Raw genomic sequence first — 17,309 nt, 5'->3', positions numbered from 1 at the left:
GCCCTCGCCCTGCTCGACGCGCTCGGCGCGGACGGCGTGCCCACGGCCCTGGTGACCGCCTCACCGCGGGCCGTCGCCGACACGGTGCTCGCCGCGCTGGGCGCGCACCGGTTCGCCGTGACCGTCACGGCGGACGACACACCCCGTACGAAGCCGGAACCCGACCCCTACCTGGCCGCGTGCCGCGCCCTCGGCGTCGACCCGGCCGGATGCGTGGCGGTGGAGGACACCCGCACCGGGGTGGCGTCCGCCGAGGCCGCCGGGTGCGCGGTGCTCGCGGTGCCGTCGCTGGCCCCCATCGAGGCGGGGCCGCTGCGGACCGTGATCTCCACGCTTGAGGGGGTGACCCCGGGGGACCTGCGGGGACTGCTTCCGTAGGCGGGGACCGAGGCAGAGGCGACCTCGCACAACGAATCACCGCACTGCGCGGCAGACACGCAACGAACAACGCCCCGGCGCACAACGGCCACGCCTTGTCCGCCCGCCCGGCCCGACCGTACGTTCTACGTGGCCCCCGCCCCCCTTCTCTTCCGGTGAGGATCACGCATGCGTACAGCCCTGCTCCAGAGCTCCGGCCGCCCCGGCTCGCCCGCCGAGAACCTCAAGGTTCTCGACGCGGCGGCCGGCCGCGCCGCCGCCGCGGGAGCGGGGCTGCTCGTCACACCGGAGATGTTCCTCACCGGCTACGCGATCGGCGACGCCGTCGCCCGCCTCGCCGAGCCCGCCGACGGTGAGGCGGCCGACACGGTCGCCGACATCGCCTCCCGCCACGGCCTGGCCATCGCCTACGGCTACCCGGAACGGGGCGGGGCGGACGGAAACGACGGGGGCACGGTCTTCAACTCGGCCCAGCTGATCTCCGCCGACGGCACCCGCCTCGCCAACTACCGCAAGACCCACCTCTTCGGCTGCTTCGAGCGCGACCACTTCACGCCGGGCCAGGAGGCGGTCGTCCAGGCCGACCTCGGCGGGCTCCGCGTCGGGCTCATGATCTGCTACGACGTCGAGTTCCCGGAGAACGTCCGCGCCCACGCCCTCGCCGGCACCGACCTCCTGCTGGTCCCGACCGCGCAGATGCACCCCTTCCAGTTCGTCGCCGAGTCGATGATCCCGACGCGCGCCTTCGAGAACCAGATGTACGTCGCGTACGTCAACAGGTCCGGCAGGGAAGGCGAGTTCGAGTTCGTCGGCCTCTCCGCGCTCGCCGGTCCCGACGGGGTCGCGCGCGCCCGCGCGGGCCGCACCGAGGAACTGGTGTTCGCCGACGCCGACCCCGTCGCGCTGGCCGCCTCCCGCGAGGCCAACCCGTATCTCCAGGACCGTCGCCCGGGCCTCTACGGGTCCCTGGTCTGACCCCGCCGCGTTCCCTCCGCCTCACTTCTTCACGTTCCACGCAGTCGCAAGGAGTCCGTACCCCATGACGTCCACGGTGCCCAACGCCGTCCAGCACGCCGACGAGCAGCAGCCCCCGATCACCATGTTCGGGCCGGACTTCCCCTACGCGTACGACGACTTCCTCGCCCACCCGGCGGGCCTCGGCCAGATACCCGCGACCGAGCACGGCACCGAGGTCGCCGTCATCGGCGGCGGTCTCTCCGGCATCGTCGCCGCGTACGAGCTGATGAAGATGGGGCTCAAGCCGGTCGTGTACGAGGCCGACCAGCTCGGCGGGCGACTGCGGACGGTCGGCTTCGACGGTCCGGGCACCGAGGGGCTCACCGCCGAGATGGGCGCCATGCGCTTCCCGCCGTCCTCCACCGCCCTCCAGCACTACATCGACCTGGTCGGCCTGGAGACCTCGCCGTTCCCGAACCCGCTGGCCGAGGCGACCCCCTCCACCGTCGTCGACCTCAAGGGCGAGTCGCACTACGCCGAGAGCCTCGACGACCTGCCGCAGGTCTACCGGGACGTCGCCGACGCGTGGAACAAGTGCCTGGAGGACGGCGCCGACTTCTCCGACATGAACCGGGCCATCCGCGAGCGCGACGTGCCGCGCATCCGCGAGATCTGGGCCGAGCTCGTCGAGAAGCTCGACAACCAGACGTTCTACGGGTTCCTCTGCGAGTCGGAGGCGTTCTCCTCCTTCCGGCACCGCGAGATCTTCGGGCAGGTCGGTTTCGGCACCGGCGGCTGGGACACCGACTTCCCCAACTCCATCCTGGAGATCCTGCGCGTCGTCTACACCGAGGCCGACGACCACCACCGCGGCATCGTCGGCGGCTCCCAGCAGCTGCCGCTGCGCCTGTGGGAGCGCGAGCCCGACAAGATCGTGTACTGGGCGCAGGGCACCTCCCTGAAGTCCCTGCACGGCGAGAGCGGCGAGCCGCGCCCCGCCGTGACCCGCCTGCACCGCACCGCGGGCAACCGCATCACCGTCACCGACGCCGACGGCGACATCCGCACCTACCGCGCGGCGATCTTCACGGCCCAGTCGTGGATGCTGCTCTCGAAGATCGCCTGCGACGACTCGCTCTTCCCGATCGACCACTGGACCGCGATCGAGCGCACCCACTACATGGAGTCCTCGAAGCTGTTCGTGCCCGTGGACCGGCCGTTCTGGCTCGACAAGGACGAGCGCACGGGCCGCGACACCATGTCGATGACGCTCACCGACCGCATGACCCGCGGCACGTACCTGCTCGACGACGGTCCGGACAAGCCCGCCGTCATCTGCCTCTCCTACACCTGGTGCGACGACAGCCTGAAGTGGCTGCCGCTGTCGGCGAACGAGCGCATGGAGGTCATGCTCAAGTCGCTCGGCGAGGTCTACCCGGACGTCGACATCCGAAGCCACATCATCGGCAACCCGGTCACCGTGTCGTGGGAGAACGAGCCGTACTTCATGGGCGCGTTCAAGGCCAACCTGCCCGGCCACTACCGCTACCAGCGCCGCCTGTTCACGCACTTCATGCAGGAGATGCTGCCCGCCGACAAGCGGGGCCTCTTCCTCGCCGGGGACGACATCTCCTGGACGGCGGGCTGGGCCGAGGGCGCCGTCCAGACCGCGCTCAACGCCGTATGGGGCGTCATGCACCACCTGGGCGGCGGCACGGACGCGGCCAACCCGGGCCCCGGCGACCTGTTCGAGGAACTCGCCCCGGTCGAACTGCCGGAGGACTGATCCCGGTCAGGGGCACGGCGCCCCGCCACGTCAGCCCGGCAGTGGCGTGAGCAGCATGCGGCCCACCAGGCCGACCGACGTGTCCAAGCGCCGCGTCAACTCGTTGGCGACGGCGGGCAGCCCGCGCAGCGCCCACAGCGCGCGGGCCGTCGCCCACGCGGCGTCGCGGGCCCGTTCCAGGCTCCACGAGCCGAGCAGGTGAGTGAGCGGGTCGGCGACCTGGAGAAGATCGGGGCCCGGCATCAACTCCTCGCGGATGCGTTCCTCCAGCGTGACGAGGAGATCGCCGACGTCGTCGAACTCGTCCTCCAGATCCGCCGGTTCGCAGCCGAGGCTCCGGCACGCCGCCACGACGGCGAGCGCGAGGTCGTGGCCGATGTGGGCATTGATCCCCGCCAGTGCGAACTGCAGCGGATGCACGCCGGGGTGGCGGCGGAACTGGAGCAGCGGCCGCCAGCACGCGGCCGGACGCCCGCCGTGCGCCGCCGTCTCGACGGCCGACAGGTAGAACTCGGCGAACCGGACGTCGAGGGCGACCGCGGACGCCGCGTCGGGGAACGCGCCCGCGTCGATCCGCCGGTCGACCTCCCGCGTCACGGAGAGGTAGACCCGGTTGAAGACCGCGACGCCGTCGCGCGGCGGAAGCTGCGCGGCCAGCGCACGCATCCTCGCGATCACCGAGTCGACCCCGGGCCCGGCCGCGGGGGTGGGGGCCTGGGCCTGTGCGATCCGTTCCGAGTACGCCATGGACGAAGCGTCCCAGCCGCGGCGCGTCACGCGCGTCGGCGGGCCCGTCGCTTCCCCAGAACGAGCGAACCGTCCGGGGAGGTCGTGAGGCGACGCCGCAACGGCCGAGCCGGCCTCGCACGGTCGGGTTCGGCGCCGACACGGGGTCGCGATGATCGGCGTGTGTTTCGCGGTGCCCGTCTGGACGGGGCTCGACCCGGGCCGGGCTCTGATGGCCTCCGGTACGGGCCGCGGTGTCGCGCGATCCGTTTTCTGGTGTCCGCGCGATCCACTTTCTCGGTGTCCGCGCGATCCACGCGGTGCTGCCGCCGCCCTCGTCGTGCCGCGTGGATGCCGGTCGCGCGTCGCGATCTTCTCGGGCTGCTCTTCGGACACGTGCCTTCCTGGGTGCTTGACCGCACCGCCGACGTGATCCACTCGGCGCCCACTCGGCGGACCAGGCAGGGCGATCCTCGTCGCCCTGCCGCGGCCCTGGTGACGCTGATCGCCTGGAACGCCGGGCAGGGCGAGGCCGTCGGCGCCCGCGGAGGACAGCGGCGTCATGGCGGCCACCCGTGTCCACGGGACGGCCGCGTACACGGCGGCTGCCGGTTCCGCGCCGCTGTTCGGGCTCTGCCCGGGGTTCGGCGCCCGTGAGGCCCGCGCCTGGACGGCGGAACCACCGGGTGCGACCGGACCGCCGACAGTTCCGTGTGAGCCGGGACCCATCCGGAGGCGCTCGGGGTCCGAATCACGTATGGGGTGGGAAAACGGATGGGGTCGGACGACGACGAGGAGCGGATACACGTGTACGCGGTGGGGAAGAGATCACCCCTGGTGCTGCGCCGAACTGTGCCGGACGCGCGGGCGGCCGTGCTGGTGCTGCACGGCGGGAGGGCGCAGGGCATGGAGGCGCCGTCACCCTGGAGCCTGGCCGCCGCGCGGATGCGGCCGTTCACCCGCGCGCTCACCCGCGCGACGGCCGGACAGCGGGTGTGCGTGGGAGAGGTGCGCTACCGCCACCGAGGGTGGAACGGCGACCGGGCGGATGCCGCCCAGGACGCCCGTGAGGCGGTGACGGAGCTGGTCAGCCGGGTGGGAGAGGTCCCCGTCGTCCTGGTCGGGCACTCGATGGGCGGCCGCGCCGCGCTCGCCGTGGCCGGGCATCCCTGCGTCCGGAGCGTGGTGGCGCTCGCCCCCTGGTGTCCGCCGCGGGAGCCGGTGGCACACCTGGGCGGTCGGCTCGTCGCCCTCGTGCACGGGGACCGGGACCGGGTCACCGAAGCCGAGGCGTCGTGGCGGTTCGCCGCGCGCGCCGAAGCGGCCGGCGCCGTCGTCTGGACGGTGCCGGTGCGCGGTGGCGGCCACGCCATGGTGCGCCGCGCCCGCGCCTGGCACCGCCTCGCCACCGCCCTGGTCGTCGACGGTCTGGTGCTGACGTGCGCCGCCAGGCCGAGCGATTCGGCGACCGGGACCTGATCGAGGCCGACGCCCCCGTCCGCCGCCGAAACGGGGCACGACGCGAGACCGGACCGGTCCGCGCGAGCCGCGGCTTCGCATCACGCACGCGAGGACACCACGTTCCGTCGCCGACCCGCCCGATGAGGTGAAGCATGAGAGCCACCGCCCCCGCAGCCGTCGCACCGTCGGAGCCCCACCGGCGCCCGTCCGGCCGTCGCGGCGGCCTTCGGCGGGATCGCCCTGCGGCGGCACCGTGCGGCACAGGGCGCCCGCCCCCGCACGCGGGCAGCCCGGACACGTATCCCGACCGCGACCCCCACCGCCTGCGGGTGGGGGACTCCCTCGACTTCTGGCGTGTCGAGGCGCTCGAACCGAAACGGCTGCTGCGGCTGCGCGCCGAGATGCGGCTGCCCGGCCTGGCCTGGCTGGAGATGCGCGTGGACCGGGACGAGGCCGGTCGCACCCACTACCGGCAACGGGCCCTGTTCTGTCCCAGGGGCCTGCTGGGACACGCGTACTGGTGGAGTGTCTCGCCCTTCCACGCCGTGGTGTTCGGCGGTATGGCGCGCAACATCGTGCGGGCCGCGGCCGCGGGGGCGACCGGCCCCGGAGACGGCCGCGCCGACGCGCCCGTCCCGGTACGGCAGAGGCCGAGGACATGACCGCACCGGCAGCCGAGACCGGGTCCACGGCCACCAGCCGCGGCACACGGCACACGGCACACGTGCGGCAGGTGTGCGGGGCCGCCGCCGAGAGTGACGCGCGCGGCGACGGGAGGGCACGACACGAGGAGGCAGTCCATGCGTGAGAGTTTCCTGCGGGCCGTCGGAGCGGCCACCGCCGTCTACGGGCTGGCCGTCGCGGCCCGTCCCGAACTGCTCGCCCGGCCCTCCGGCCTGGTGGACGGCGACGGCCGGGTGGCGCCGGCCACCGCCGTCGCGCTGCGTCCGCTGGCGTGGCGCGACGCGGCATCCGGGATCGCCATGCTGTGCGCGCCGCGCGGCGGACCCGCGCTGCGCACGGCGACGGCGGTCCGGATCGCGGCTGACTTCGGCGACGCGGCGCTCCTGGGTGTCACCCTTCCCGGCCGTGACCGGCGGCGCGCGGCGGTCGCGGTGTCCCTCGCGTGGGGGGCGCTGTCCGTGGCGGGGCTGCTCATGGGCGACCGCCGTGCCGGCCCGCGTGCGGGGATCGCCCCGGACCATCGGGCTGACCGGTCCGCGACACCCGGGGGGCCATGACCCGCGGGGGCAGGCGCTCCCGCCCCCGCGGGGCCCCGTGACGACCGGGGGCCCGCATGGCTCCCACGCCCCTTCCTTCGCGGGGCGAGCGTCGCACCGTCGTGGTAGCGGGCACGGCAGGGGCGCGGCACAAGGACGTGGCCCCGCGCCCGTGCCGAGCCGCCGCCGGGGGCTGCCGTTCAGGGCTCCGTCCTGTCCGCCGCGCCGGTCAGGACGGGGTCGGTGACCCCGGCCCGGACGCGCTCACCCCCGCGCAGCACCGTGGCGAAGCCCGCGACGCCGCAGGCGAGCACCGTCACCAGGCCGAACGAGACCACCAGGCTCGTCGCGTGCGCCAGCGCGCCGATCGCCGACGGGGCGATGAGCCCCGAGGTGTACGTGATGGTGGCGACGCCCGCGATGGCCTGGCTCGGGTGGGGCCCGCTGCGCCCGGCCGCGGCGAACGCGAGCGGCACGACGACCGCGATCCCGAGCCCGAGCAGCCCGAACCCGGCCATCGCCGCCCCGGCCCCCGGTGCCACGACCACCAGCAGCGCCCCGGCCGTCGCCAGCACCCCGCCCGCCCGCACGGTCCGCACCGCCCCGTACCGGTCCACCACCGCGTCCCCCGCGATCCGCGCCACGGCCATGGTGAGCGTGAACGCCGTCGTGCACGCCGCCGCGATCCCGGCCGACGTCCCCAGCTCGCCCCGCAGATACACGGCCGACCAGTCCAGGCTCGCCCCCTCGGCGAACACCGCGCAGAACCCGACGGCACCGATGAGCAGCGCGGACCGGGGCGGCCGCGCGAACCGTGGTGGCGGCTGTTCGTCGTGCTCGGGCCGCAGGTCGAGCACCCACCGGCAGGCGAGCGCCCCCGCGGCAGTGAGGACCACGGCGGCGACCTCGTGGTGCAGCCGGGCGCCCACGCCGAGCTGCGCCGCGAGCGTGCCGCCCGCCGAACCGAGCAGCGCGCCCGCGCTCCACATGCCGTGCAGACCCGACATGATCGACTTGTCGAGGCGGTTCTCGGTCTCGACGCCCAGCGCGTTCATCGCCACGTCCGACATGCCGGCCGTGGCCCCGTAGACGAACAGCGCCCCGCAGAGCGTGAACAGGTTCGGCGCCAGCGAGGGCAGGACCAGCGCGAGTGTCCACAGGGCGAGCAGTCCGCGCAGCGCTCGACGGGTGCCGTAGCGGTGGCTCACCCGGCCCGAGAGCGGCATCGCCGCCGAGGCGCCGATCGCGGGAAAGGCGAGGGCCAGGCCCAGTTGTCCCGCGCCGAGCCCCGCGTGCTCCTGGATCCAGGGCACGCGGGTGGCGAACGAGCCGGTGACCGAGCCGTGCACACAGAACACGGCCGCCACGGCGTACCGCGCACGCCTCGACTCACGGCTCTTCGCTGCGACTGCACCCATCGCGGGCCCCTCCCGACGCGCACGGACGTACGGCGTGCGGGGTCTCCCGCGCCGCCGCCGAAAACTATCAGGAACCCTGCCTGATAGTTAACCGAATTTCGGCGTAGGATTCCGCCATGCCCGCTTCCCCCCGGACCGCCCGAGCCCTCAACGACCGGCTCGCGCTGCGCCTGCTCCAGGCCGAAGGCCCGCTGACCGCAGGGCAGTTGAAGCAGCTCACCGGTCTGTCCCGGCCCACCGTCGCCGACCTCGTCGACCGGCTGACGGCCGCCGGGCTCATCCGCGTGGTCGGCGAGGCCGGAGCGCGGCGGCGCGGACCCAACGCCCGCCTCTACGGGATCGCCGCGGACCGCGCCCACCTCGCGGCGCTCGACGTGCGCACCGAAGGTGTCCGGCTGGTCGTCGCCGACCTCCTCGGCGCGGTCGTCGCCGAGGCGTCGGCGCCGGTCGACGCGGCGGAGTCGACCGGCGTGGCGGTGGAGCGGGCGGCCGGGCTGCTCGAACGCACCGCCGAAAGGGCGGGCGCCGCCCCGCTGCACACCGTGGTGGTCGGCGCGCCCGGCCTGATCGATCCGGCCACCGGTGAGCTGCGCGACTCGTCGGGACTGCCCGAGTGGCACCGCCGGCTCGTCGGGGAACTGCGCGAACGGCTGCCCGCGCGGGTGATCGTGGAGAACGAGACGAACCTCGCCGCCCTCGCCGAGCGCCGTGACGGCGCTGCGCGAGACCGCGACACCTTCGTCCTGCTGTGGCTGGGGATCGGCGTCGGCGCCGCGGTCGTCCTCGACGGGACGCTGCGCCGGGGAGCCTCGGGCGGCGCGGGCGAGATCGGATTCCTGCCGGTGCCGGGCACCGGCAGACTGCCCTCCGCCAAGAGCTGCGACGGCGGCTTCCACGCGCTCGTCGGAGCGTCGGCCGTCCTCGAACTCGCCGCGACGCACGGCCTGGCGCCGCCCGGGGAGCCGGGTGAACGCGCGGCGGACGTGGTCCGCGCGGCGGTCGCCGACGGCGCGGACCCCTTCCTGGACGCGCTCGCGGACCGTGTGGCCCTGGGAGCCGCCGCGGCGGCGGCCGTGCTCGACCCCGGCTGCGTGGTCCTCGCGGGGGAGACCGGACGGGCCGGCGGCACCCGTCTGGCCGAGGGCGTCGCGGCCCGCCTCGCCGCGCTCTTCCCGCTGCGGACCGAGGTGCGGGCGGGTGAGCTCGGCGGGGGAGCGGTACTGCGCGGCGCACTCCTGAAGGCCCGTGACGCGGTCCAGGAGGACCTGTTCACCGCGTAGAACGGCCGACGGCCCTATTCCCGGCGGTGGCGGAAAGCCACAGAGAGTATCTGTGAGTCACCCCACAGCATCCGGCTGTCTCCCCGTCGATCGGACGTGGCACACTGTGCGTGTACCAGAAGCAGCGCACTCCGGGGTCGGTGAAAGTCCGAACCGGCGGTTACAGTCCGCGACCCGGTCACGTCCAGTGGCCGGTTGACCAGGTGAAATTCCTGGACCGACGGTTAAAGTCCGGATGGGAGGCAGTGCGCGGCGGGCGAGCACCCGTGTGCGCGCCGCCGGCTCTTCAGGTGCCGCCCACCGCAGGTGGGTGGACCTCGTCGTCGGCGTCGCCCCCGGTGTCGCGGTCCGCACGTTCTGTCGTCGTCGTACGACAGCGCCCCGGAGTCCAGGCCCGAAGAGGGAGGACCCGGGAAGTGTTCACCGGAATCGTCGAAGAACTGGGCGAGATCGCCGCCGTCGAGACGCTCGGCCGCCCGGTCGAGGCATCCCGCTTCCGCGTCCGCGGCCCCGTCGTCACCGACGGCGCACAGCACGGCGACTCCATCGCCGTCAACGGCGTCTGCCTCACCGTCGTCGAGCGTGAGGGCGACACCTTCACCGCCGACGTCATGGCCGAGACCCTCAAGCGCTCCAGCCTCGGCGCGCTCACCGCGGGCTCCCGCGTCAACCTCGAACGCCCGATGGCCGCGGACGGACGCTTCGGCGGCCACATCGTCCAGGGCCACGTCGACGGGACCGGCACCATCGTCGAGCGGACCCCCTCCGAGCACTGGGAGATCGTCAAGATCTCGCTGCCCGCCGAACTCGCCCACTACGTCGTGGAGAAGGGCTCGATCACCGTCGACGGCGTCAGCCTGACCGTCGTCGACGCCGCCGCCGACCACTTCACCGTCAGCCTCATCCCCACCACCCTCGGCCTCACCACGCTGGGCTTCAAGCAGCCCGGCGACCCCGTCAACCTCGAGGTCGACGTCATCGCCAAGTACGTCGAGCGGATGTTCGGCGAGCGTGCCGCCGGGCAGACCGGGCAGACCGGGCAGACCGGGCAGACCGGGCAGACCGGGCAGACCAGGCAGACCAGGCAGACCGTGAAGACCGGAGAGCCGGGGGAGACCAAGTGAACTGGCTCAACTCCGAGGCATTCACCCTCTTCGGCCAGCACATCCGCTGGTCGGACATGAGCGGCAACGTGATCGGCCTGATCGCCCTCGCGCTCGGCTGGCGCCGCTCCATATGGACCTGGCCCGCCCAGCTCCTGTCCGGCGCGATCCTGCTCGCCGCCTTCGCCACCGCCCACCTGTCGGGCAGCGCGGGCAAGCAGCTCGTCGTCATCCTCGTCGCCCTGTTCGGCTGGTGGCAGTGGAACCGCGGCAAGGGCCAGGCGCAGGACGGCTCGGTCGCCGTCCGGTTCGCCACCTGGCGCGAGCGCGGCGTCCTCGCCGCCGTGGCGGCCGTCGGCACCCTCGCCGTCGCTGGGCTGTTCACCGCGTTCCCGACGCTGTCGTGGGACCCGTGGCCGGACGCGTACATCTTCGTCGGCACGATCGTCGCCATGTACGCCCAGGCGCGCGGCATGGTCGAGTTCTGGTTCGCCTGGCTGCTCGTCGACGCCGTCGGCGTCCCGCTCAACTTCGCGAACGGCTTCGCCTTCTCCGGCTTCGTCTACGTCATCTACGGCGCGCTCGTCCTGTGGGGCATGCGCGACTGGTGGCTGCGCTCCCGCGCCGCCACGGCCCCCGCCCCGGCCCTGGAAGGAGCCCACGCATGAGCACGGCACCCCTGCTGTACGAGGTCGACGACACGGCCCTCACCCTCGACCCGGTCGAGCAGGCCATCGCCGACATCGCCGCCGGGCGCCCCGTCGTGGTCGTCGACGACGAGGACCGGGAGAACGAGGGCGACCTGATCGTCGCCGCCGAGAAGGCCACCCCCGAGATCGTCGCCTTCATGATGAGCGAGTGCCGCGGCCTGATCTGCGCGCCCATGGAGGGCGACGAGCTCGACCGGCTCGAACTGCCGCAGATGGTCGCCCGCAACACCGAGTCGATGCAGACCGCGTTCACCGTCTCCGTCGACGCCGGTGGCGCCCACGGCGTCACCACCGGCATCTCCGCCGCCGACCGCGCCACCACCCTCCAGCTCCTCGCCTCCGGCACCGCGCAGGCGGGCGACTTCGTCCGCCCCGGCCACGTCTTCCCGCTGCGCGCCAAGCCCGGCGGCGTCCTCGCCCGCAACGGCCACACCGAGGCCGCCGTCGACCTGGCCCGGCTCGCGGGCCTGCGCCCGGCCGGCGCCATCGTGGAGATCGCCGGTGAGGACGGGGTCATGCTGCGGCTGCCCGAGCTCGTCCCGTTCGCCCGCAAGCACGGCCTGACGATCATCTCCATCGAGGACCTGATCGCCTACCGCCGCGACAGCGAGCCCACGGTCAAGCGCGAGGCCACCGTCCGACTGCCCACCGCCTTCGGCGAGTTCACGGCGTACGGGTACCGTTCCACGGCCGACGGCGTCGAACACGTGGCCCTGGTCCACGGCGAGATCGGCGACGGCGACGACGTCGTCGTCCGCGTCCACTCCGAGTGCCTCACCGGCGACATCTTCCACTCGCTGCGCTGCGACTGCGGCCCCCAGCTGGAGGAGTCCATGCGCCGCGTCGTCTCCGAGGGCCGAGGCGTCGTCGTCTACCTGCGCGGCCACGAGGGCCGAGGCATCGGCCTCATGTCGAAGCTGCGCGCCTACGAGCTGCAGGAGAGGGGCCGCGACACCCTCGACGCCAACCTCGAACTGGGCCTGCCCGCCGACGCGCGCGACTACGCCGCGGGCGCGCAGATCCTCACCGACCTCGGCGTGCGCGCCGTGCGGCTGCTCACCAACAATCCCGAGAAGACCGACGCCCTGACCCGGCACGGCATCGAGGTGACCGACCGGGTGCCCATGCCGATCACGGCGGGCGAGCACAATCTGCGGTACCTGCGCACCAAGCGCGACCGGATGGGCCACGACCTGCCGTGGCTGGACGCCCCCCGGACGTCCGCCTGCAACAACCAGTAGCAACCCGACCATCCATCTGACTGCACCTACGGACGAGGAGAAGCGCGTGAGCGGCAAGGGCGCACCCGAACTGAGCGTGAAGAACTGCGGCGACCTGCGCGTGGCCGTCGTGGCCGCCCAGTGGCACGAGAAGGTCATGAACGGCCTGGTCGACGGCGCCCTGCGCGCCCTGACCGAACTCGGCATCAGCGAGCCGACCGTGCTGCGCGTCCCCGGCAGCTTCGAGCTGCCCGTCGTCGCCAAGGTCCTCGCCGACCGCGGCTACGACGCCGTGGTCGCGCTCGGCGTCGTCATCCGCGGCGGCACCCCGCACTTCGACTACGTGTGCCAGGGCGTCACCGAGGGCCTCACCCGCGTCTGCGTGGACACCGGCGTCCCCGTCGGCTTCGGCGTGCTGACCTGCGACACCGAGGAGCAGGCCCTCGACCGCGCGGGTCTCGACGGGTCCAGCGAGGACAAGGGCCACGAGGCCGTGACCGCCGCCGTCGCCACCGCGGCCACGCTGCGTACCGTCGCCGAGCCCTGGCGTCAGCAGCCCGGCACGGACGCGTAAAGTAGGCGCCACCATGTCCAAGAAGACTTTCGAGGAGCTCTTCGCCGAGCTCCAGCAGAAGGCCGCCACCGGCGACCCGGCCACCTCCCGCACCGCCGAACTGGTCGCCAAGGGCGTCCACGCCATCGGCAAGAAGGTCGTGGAGGAGGCCGCCGAAGTCTGGATGGCGGCCGAGCACGAGGGTGACGAGGCCACCGCCGAGGAGATCTCGCAGCTCCTCTACCACGTCCAGGTGATGATGGTCGCCCGCGGCATCTCCCTCGACGACGTGTACGCGCACCTCTGAGCCGCGCCGCGCCCACTCACCCGAGCCGACAACTCCCTGAACGCAAAGGAATCCGACCTCATGCTGCGCATCGCCGTCCCCAACAAGGGTTCACTGTCAGGACCTGCGTCGGAGATGCTGCATGAGGCCGGATACCGGCAGCGCAAGGAGTCCAAGGAACTCGTCACCGTCGACCCGGACAACGAGGTCGAGTTCTTCTACCTGCGCCCCAAGGACATCGCGATCTACGTGTCCTCCGGCAAGCTCGACATCGGCATCACCGGGCAGGACCTGCTGATCGACTCCGGCGCGAACGCCGAGCCGATCCTGCCGCTCGGCTTCGCCCGCTCCACGTTCCGTTTCGCCTCCCGCCCCGGCGCCGTCAAGAGCGTCGCCGACCTCGCCGGGAAGACCATCGCCACCAGCTACGAGGGCATCGTCGCCAAGTACCTCGCCGACCACGAGGTACAGGCATCCGTCGTCCACCTCGACGGCGCCGTGGAGACCGCCATCGAACTCGGCGTCGCCGAGGCCATCGCCGACGTCGTCGAGACCGGCACCTCGCTGCGCAACGCCGGACTCGAGGTCTTCGGCGAGCCGATCATGAAGTCCGAGGCCTGCGTCATCCGCCGCACCGGACCGTCCCCGGACGAGGCCGCCGACCCCAAGGTGGAGCAGTTCCTGCGCCGCCTTCAGGGCGTCCTCGTCGCCCGGACGTACGTGATGATGGACTACGACTGCCGCGCCGAACACCTGGAGAAGGCGGTCGCCCTCACCCCGGGCCTGGAATCGCCGACCGTCTCACCGCTGCACAACGAGGGCTGGGTCGCCGTGCGCGCCATGGTTCCCGCCAAGGGCGCGCAGCGCATCATGGACGACCTGTACGCCCTCGGCGCGCGGGCCATCCTCACCACGGCCATCCACGCCTGCCGCCTGTAGGACACACACCATGCCGGACACCACCGCCGCCGCCCCCGCCCTCCCCGTCACCTTCCGCCCGAGCCTGACCCGCGCGATCCTGCACGTGCTCGGCGCCGCGTCGTTCGTGGCCATCACCGTCGTCGCCCTGCTCCTGGACACGATGACCGCGGGGGAACGGATCAGCTTCCTGTTCACCGCGGCCGTCTTCTGGGGGGCTCTTGGACTGCTCGCCCGGCCCAAGATCGTCGCCGACGAGCAGGGCGTCACGGTCGTCAACGTGGCGCGCAGCCGCCGCCTCACATGGGCCGAGATCGTCCAGGTCAACCTCCGCCCCGGCGACCCGTGGGTGTTCCTCGACCTCACCGACGGCACCAGCCTGGCCGCCATGGGCATCCAGCCCGGCATCGCCAAGCAGAGCGCCATCCGTGACGCCGGGGCGCTGCGCGCCCTGGCCGACGCCGCCCACGCCGGCCGCAAGGACTGACCGGTCACAGGGCCTGACCGGCCGCCACCGGACCTGCCGCTCATGGCACGGTGTTGATTAGTCTGGTGGCGGGGCGTGCGCCGTGTGCCGCCCCGCCCCCGCCCCGCCCCGACGGGCGGCCGGGGGCTCCTGCTCACCGAGGAGTGACCCCCTCCAGCGATGGACGGATCGTCCTGCAGTACCTGCGCCGCCCCCTCCCGACATAGCGCGCCGCACACGCGCCGGTCCGTGGAGGCGGCGGCATGACCACCTCTTTGCTGCTGCTCGCGGTGGCCTTCGCCCTCATCCTCGCCAACGGGTTCTTCGTCGCCGCCGAGTTCGGCCTCGTCACCGTCGAGCGACCCGATGCCGAACAGGCCGCCGACGCGGGCGACAAGCGGGCCCGCACCGTGGTCGCCGCCCTCAAGCAGCTCTCCTTCCAGCTCTCCGGCACCCAGCTCGGCATCACCCTCACCTCCCTGGTCGTCGGCATGCTCGCCGAACCGGCCCTCGCCGAACTGCTGCGCCCCCCGCTCACCGCCGTCGGCCTGCCCGGCGGCGCGGTCGGCGGCATCGGCGCGGTCCTCGGCATGCTGCTCGCCTCCGCCGCCCAGATGGTGATCGGCGAGCTCGTCCCGAAGAGCTGGGCGGTCTCCCGCCCGCTCCAGGTGGCCCGGTTCGTCGCCGGACCGCAGGCCGTCTTCACCCGGCTGCTCCGCCCGGTCATCGCCCTGCTGAACACGGTCGCCAACCGGCTCGTGCGCGCGCTCGGCGTCGAACCCGCCGACGAGCTGGCCTCGGCCCGCACCCCCGGCGAACTCGTCTCGCTCGCCCGCCACTCCGCGCAGGCCGGCGCCCTCGAACAGGACACGGCCGACCTGTTCGTGCGCACCCTCTCGCTCGGCGACCTGACCGCCCAGCACGTGATGACGCCCCGCGTGCGGGTCAGCGCGCTGCAGGCATCCGCCACCGCCGAGGACGTCGTCAACCTGACCCGCGCCACCGGCCTGTCCCGCTTCCCCGTCTACCGGGAGCGGATCGACGAGGTCGTCGGCATGGTCCACCTCAAGGACGCCCTGGCGCTGAGCGCCGTCGAACGGCTGCGCACCCCGGTCGCCCGCATCGCTCAGAGCCCCCTCCTGGTCCCCGAGACACTGCCCGTGCGGCCGCTGCTGGCACGGCTGCGCAGCGAGCAGCCGATAGCCGTCGTCGTCGACGAGTACGGCGGCACGGCGGGCGTGGTCACCCTTGAGGACATCGTGGAGGAACTCGTCGGCGAGGTGCGCGACGAGCACGACCGGCTCGACCTGCCCGACCTGGCGCCGGCCCCGCCGGAGGACGGACGGCCCGCCTGGGACGCCGACGGCAGCTGCCGCGTCGACACCCTGCGCCGCATCGGCCTCGACGTGCCCGAAGGCCCGTACGAGACGGTGGCCGGGCTCGTCGCCGACCTGCTGGGCCGCATCCCGGCGCCCGGCGACCGCGCCGAGCTGCCCGGGTGGCGGCTCGCGGTCCGCCAGGTCGGCCACTACCGGGCCGAGCGGGTCCGACTCGTCAGGACGGCGGCCGCGGCGCCGCGCACGCCGGCAAACGCGCCCAAGGCGGCCCTGGAGCCCCAGGCGTCCAAGGGGTCCTTGGAGGCGGCCCGATGAGCGCCCTGCAACTCCTCTTCGCCGCCCTGCTCGTCCTCGTCAACGGCTTCTTCGTCGGCGCCGAGTTCGCGCTCGTCTCCGTGCGGCGCAGCCAGATCGAACCGCTGGACGGCAACCGGGCCCGTCAGGTCCTGTACGGTCTCGAACACCTGCCGCAGATGATGGCGGCGGCCCAGTTCGGCATCACCGTCTGCTCGCTGACCCTCGGCGCGGTCGCCGAGCCGACGGTGGCCCGGCTCATGGAACCCGTCTTCGAGGCGGTCCACCTCCCGCAGGGCGCCGTTCACCCGCTGGGGTACGTGATCGCGCTCGTCCTGGTGGCTTTCCTGCACCTCGTCATCGGCGAGATGGTCCCGAAGAACCTGTCCATGGCCGCGCCGGAGAAGACGGCACTGTGGCTCAGCCCCGGACTCGTCGCCTTCGCCCGCCTGTGCAAGCCGGTCACCGTCACGCTGGGCGCCTGCGCCCGTGCCGTGCTCAGGCTCTTCCGCGTCGAACCGAAGGACGAGGTCGAGGCGGCCTTCACCAGCGTGCAGCTGGGCCGCCTGGTCGAGGACGCCGGACAGGCGGGTCTGCTCGACCCGGAGGAGCAGGAACGGCTGGAGGACGCCCTCGAACTGGGCTCGCGCCCCGTCACGGACGTCCTGCTCGACGCGGCGGCCCTGGTCACCGTGGGCCCCTCCGTCACCCCGGCCGAGATCATGGCGCTCACGGCCCGCACCGGATACTCCCGCTTCCCGGTCTGCGCCGAGGGCGGCGCCTTCATGGGCTACCTGCACGTCAAGGACGTCCTGGACCTGATCGAGGGCCCGGACCTGGACCGCGCCGTGCCGCAGCGGATCTGGCGGCCCATGACGACGCTGCGCGCCGAACTGCCCCTGGACGACGCCCTCACGGTGATGCGCCGGGCCGCGACCCACCTGGCCCAGGTGTCGGACGCAGCGGGCCGCGTGCTGGGCCTGGTGGCCCTGGAGGACGTACTGGAACTCCTGGTCGGGGAGGTGAGGGACCCGGCCCACAGGGACGACGCCCAGGTCCCGGAGGCCAGGCGGCGCACGGGGGCGCTGACTTCGGCCCCCAAGGGCGCCTAGGGCGTGCTTCGAAAGTGGCGTCGTCCGCCCGGAGGGCGGGCCCGGCGGCGTCTGGTGCGTGCGATCGCAAGGCGGAGGGTCGCC

Annotated in this window: 16 protein-coding genes, 2 pseudogenes and 1 riboswitch; of the genes and pseudogenes, 16 read left to right on the top strand and 2 right to left on the bottom strand. The window is 73.3% G+C overall.

Annotation, left to right across the window (positions count from 1 at the left end):
- The 3 genes and pseudogenes from OFY01_RS05405 to OFY01_RS05395 form a co-directional block, all read left to right on the top strand.
- A pseudogene (locus OFY01_RS05405) lies at nucleotides 1-372 on the top strand (HAD family hydrolase); the annotation flags it as partial.
- Between the two features lie 174 nt (nucleotides 373-546).
- Entirely contained in the window at nucleotides 547-1,353 is an 807-nt protein-coding gene (locus tag OFY01_RS05400) for a carbon-nitrogen hydrolase family protein (RefSeq protein WP_266596809.1), read from the top strand.
- Between the two features lie 64 nt (nucleotides 1,354-1,417).
- A complete protein-coding gene (locus OFY01_RS05395) occupies nucleotides 1,418-3,121 on the top strand; it encodes a flavin monoamine oxidase family protein (protein WP_266596807.1) in 1,704 nt (567 codons plus the stop codon).
- Between the two features lie 30 nt (nucleotides 3,122-3,151).
- On the opposite strand, the gene OFY01_RS05390 is transcribed toward OFY01_RS05395, so the two are convergent.
- Entirely contained in the window at nucleotides 3,152-3,868 is a 717-nt protein-coding gene (locus OFY01_RS05390; RefSeq protein ID WP_266596805.1) for a DUF5995 family protein, read from the bottom strand.
- Nucleotides 3,869-4,621: 753 nt separating this feature from the next.
- On the opposite strand from OFY01_RS05390, the gene OFY01_RS05385 reads away from it, so the two are divergent.
- From OFY01_RS05385 to OFY01_RS05375, 3 genes and pseudogenes are all read left to right on the top strand, one after another.
- Nucleotides 4,622-5,326, top strand: coding sequence for an alpha/beta hydrolase (locus tag OFY01_RS05385; RefSeq protein WP_266596803.1), 705 nt, complete (start codon nucleotides 4,622-4,624; stop codon nucleotides 5,324-5,326).
- Nucleotides 5,327-5,616: 290 nt separating this feature from the next.
- Nucleotides 5,617-5,970 (top strand): annotated as a pseudogene (locus OFY01_RS05380) (DUF2867 domain-containing protein); the annotation flags it as partial.
- Between the two features lie 138 nt (nucleotides 5,971-6,108).
- Nucleotides 6,109-6,549: a hypothetical protein gene (locus tag OFY01_RS05375; protein ID WP_266596799.1), complete on the top strand. Its 441-nt coding sequence runs from the start codon at nucleotides 6,109-6,111 to the stop codon at nucleotides 6,547-6,549.
- 179 nt (nucleotides 6,550-6,728) lie between these two features.
- Here the strand turns inward: OFY01_RS05375 and OFY01_RS05370 are convergent, their stop codons facing one another.
- Entirely contained in the window at nucleotides 6,729-7,946 is a 1,218-nt protein-coding gene (locus OFY01_RS05370; RefSeq protein ID WP_266596798.1) for an MFS transporter, read from the bottom strand.
- 116 nt (nucleotides 7,947-8,062) lie between these two features.
- Between OFY01_RS05370 and OFY01_RS05365 the strand changes: the two genes are divergently transcribed.
- The 10 genes from OFY01_RS05365 (at nucleotide 8,063) to OFY01_RS05320 (ending at nucleotide 17,225) form a co-directional block, all read left to right on the top strand.
- A complete protein-coding gene (locus OFY01_RS05365) occupies nucleotides 8,063-9,226 on the top strand; it encodes an ROK family transcriptional regulator (RefSeq protein ID WP_266596796.1) in 1,164 nt (387 codons plus the stop codon).
- 122 nt (nucleotides 9,227-9,348) lie between these two features.
- A riboswitch (FMN riboswitch) is annotated at nucleotides 9,349-9,479 on the top strand.
- 163 nt (nucleotides 9,480-9,642) lie between these two features.
- Nucleotides 9,643-10,350: a riboflavin synthase gene (locus OFY01_RS05360; RefSeq protein WP_266596794.1), complete on the top strand. Its 708-nt coding sequence runs from the start codon at nucleotides 9,643-9,645 to the stop codon at nucleotides 10,348-10,350.
- Nucleotides 10,347-10,997, top strand: coding sequence for a nicotinamide mononucleotide transporter family protein (locus tag OFY01_RS05355; RefSeq protein ID WP_266596792.1), 651 nt, complete (start codon nucleotides 10,347-10,349; stop codon nucleotides 10,995-10,997). Before OFY01_RS05360 ends, OFY01_RS05355 begins: the two co-directional genes overlap by 4 nt.
- Complete coding sequence (locus tag OFY01_RS05350; protein WP_266596790.1) at nucleotides 10,994-12,280, top strand: bifunctional 3,4-dihydroxy-2-butanone-4-phosphate synthase/GTP cyclohydrolase II; 1,287 nt, start codon at nucleotides 10,994-10,996, stop codon at nucleotides 12,278-12,280. Before OFY01_RS05355 ends, OFY01_RS05350 begins: the two co-directional genes overlap by 4 nt.
- Before the next feature lie 46 nt (nucleotides 12,281-12,326).
- Entirely contained in the window at nucleotides 12,327-12,833 is a 507-nt protein-coding gene (ribH, locus tag OFY01_RS05345) for a 6,7-dimethyl-8-ribityllumazine synthase (RefSeq protein ID WP_266596788.1), read from the top strand.
- Nucleotides 12,834-12,846: 13 nt separating this feature from the next.
- Nucleotides 12,847-13,119 carry a phosphoribosyl-ATP diphosphatase gene (locus OFY01_RS05340; protein ID WP_266596786.1) on the top strand — a complete coding sequence of 91 codons (273 nt, stop codon included), beginning with the start codon at nucleotides 12,847-12,849 and terminating at the stop codon, nucleotides 13,117-13,119.
- Nucleotides 13,120-13,179: 60 nt separating this feature from the next.
- A complete protein-coding gene (gene hisG / locus OFY01_RS05335) occupies nucleotides 13,180-14,037 on the top strand; it encodes an ATP phosphoribosyltransferase (RefSeq protein WP_266596784.1) in 858 nt (285 codons plus the stop codon).
- A 10-nt stretch (nucleotides 14,038-14,047) separates the two neighbouring features.
- A complete protein-coding gene (locus OFY01_RS05330) occupies nucleotides 14,048-14,503 on the top strand; it encodes a PH domain-containing protein (RefSeq protein WP_266596782.1) in 456 nt (151 codons plus the stop codon).
- A gap of 242 nt (nucleotides 14,504-14,745) precedes the next feature.
- On the top strand, nucleotides 14,746-16,134 hold the full coding sequence (locus OFY01_RS05325; protein ID WP_266596780.1) for a hemolysin family protein: 1,389 nt from the start codon (nucleotides 14,746-14,748) through the stop codon (nucleotides 16,132-16,134).
- Nucleotides 16,131-17,225: a hemolysin family protein gene (locus OFY01_RS05320; protein WP_266596778.1), complete on the top strand. Its 1,095-nt coding sequence runs from the start codon at nucleotides 16,131-16,133 to the stop codon at nucleotides 17,223-17,225. The genes OFY01_RS05325 and OFY01_RS05320 overlap by 4 nt, the downstream gene beginning before the upstream one ends.
- The last annotated feature ends 84 nt before the right edge of the window (nucleotides 17,226-17,309 follow it).

This window comes from Streptomyces beihaiensis (genome assembly GCF_026274175.1).
Taxonomy (GTDB): Bacteria; Actinomycetota; Actinomycetes; order Streptomycetales; family Streptomycetaceae; genus Streptomyces; species Streptomyces beihaiensis.
Note: the sequence above shows the minus strand (reverse complement) of the source record. Positions and strands in the feature narration are given on the sequence as shown.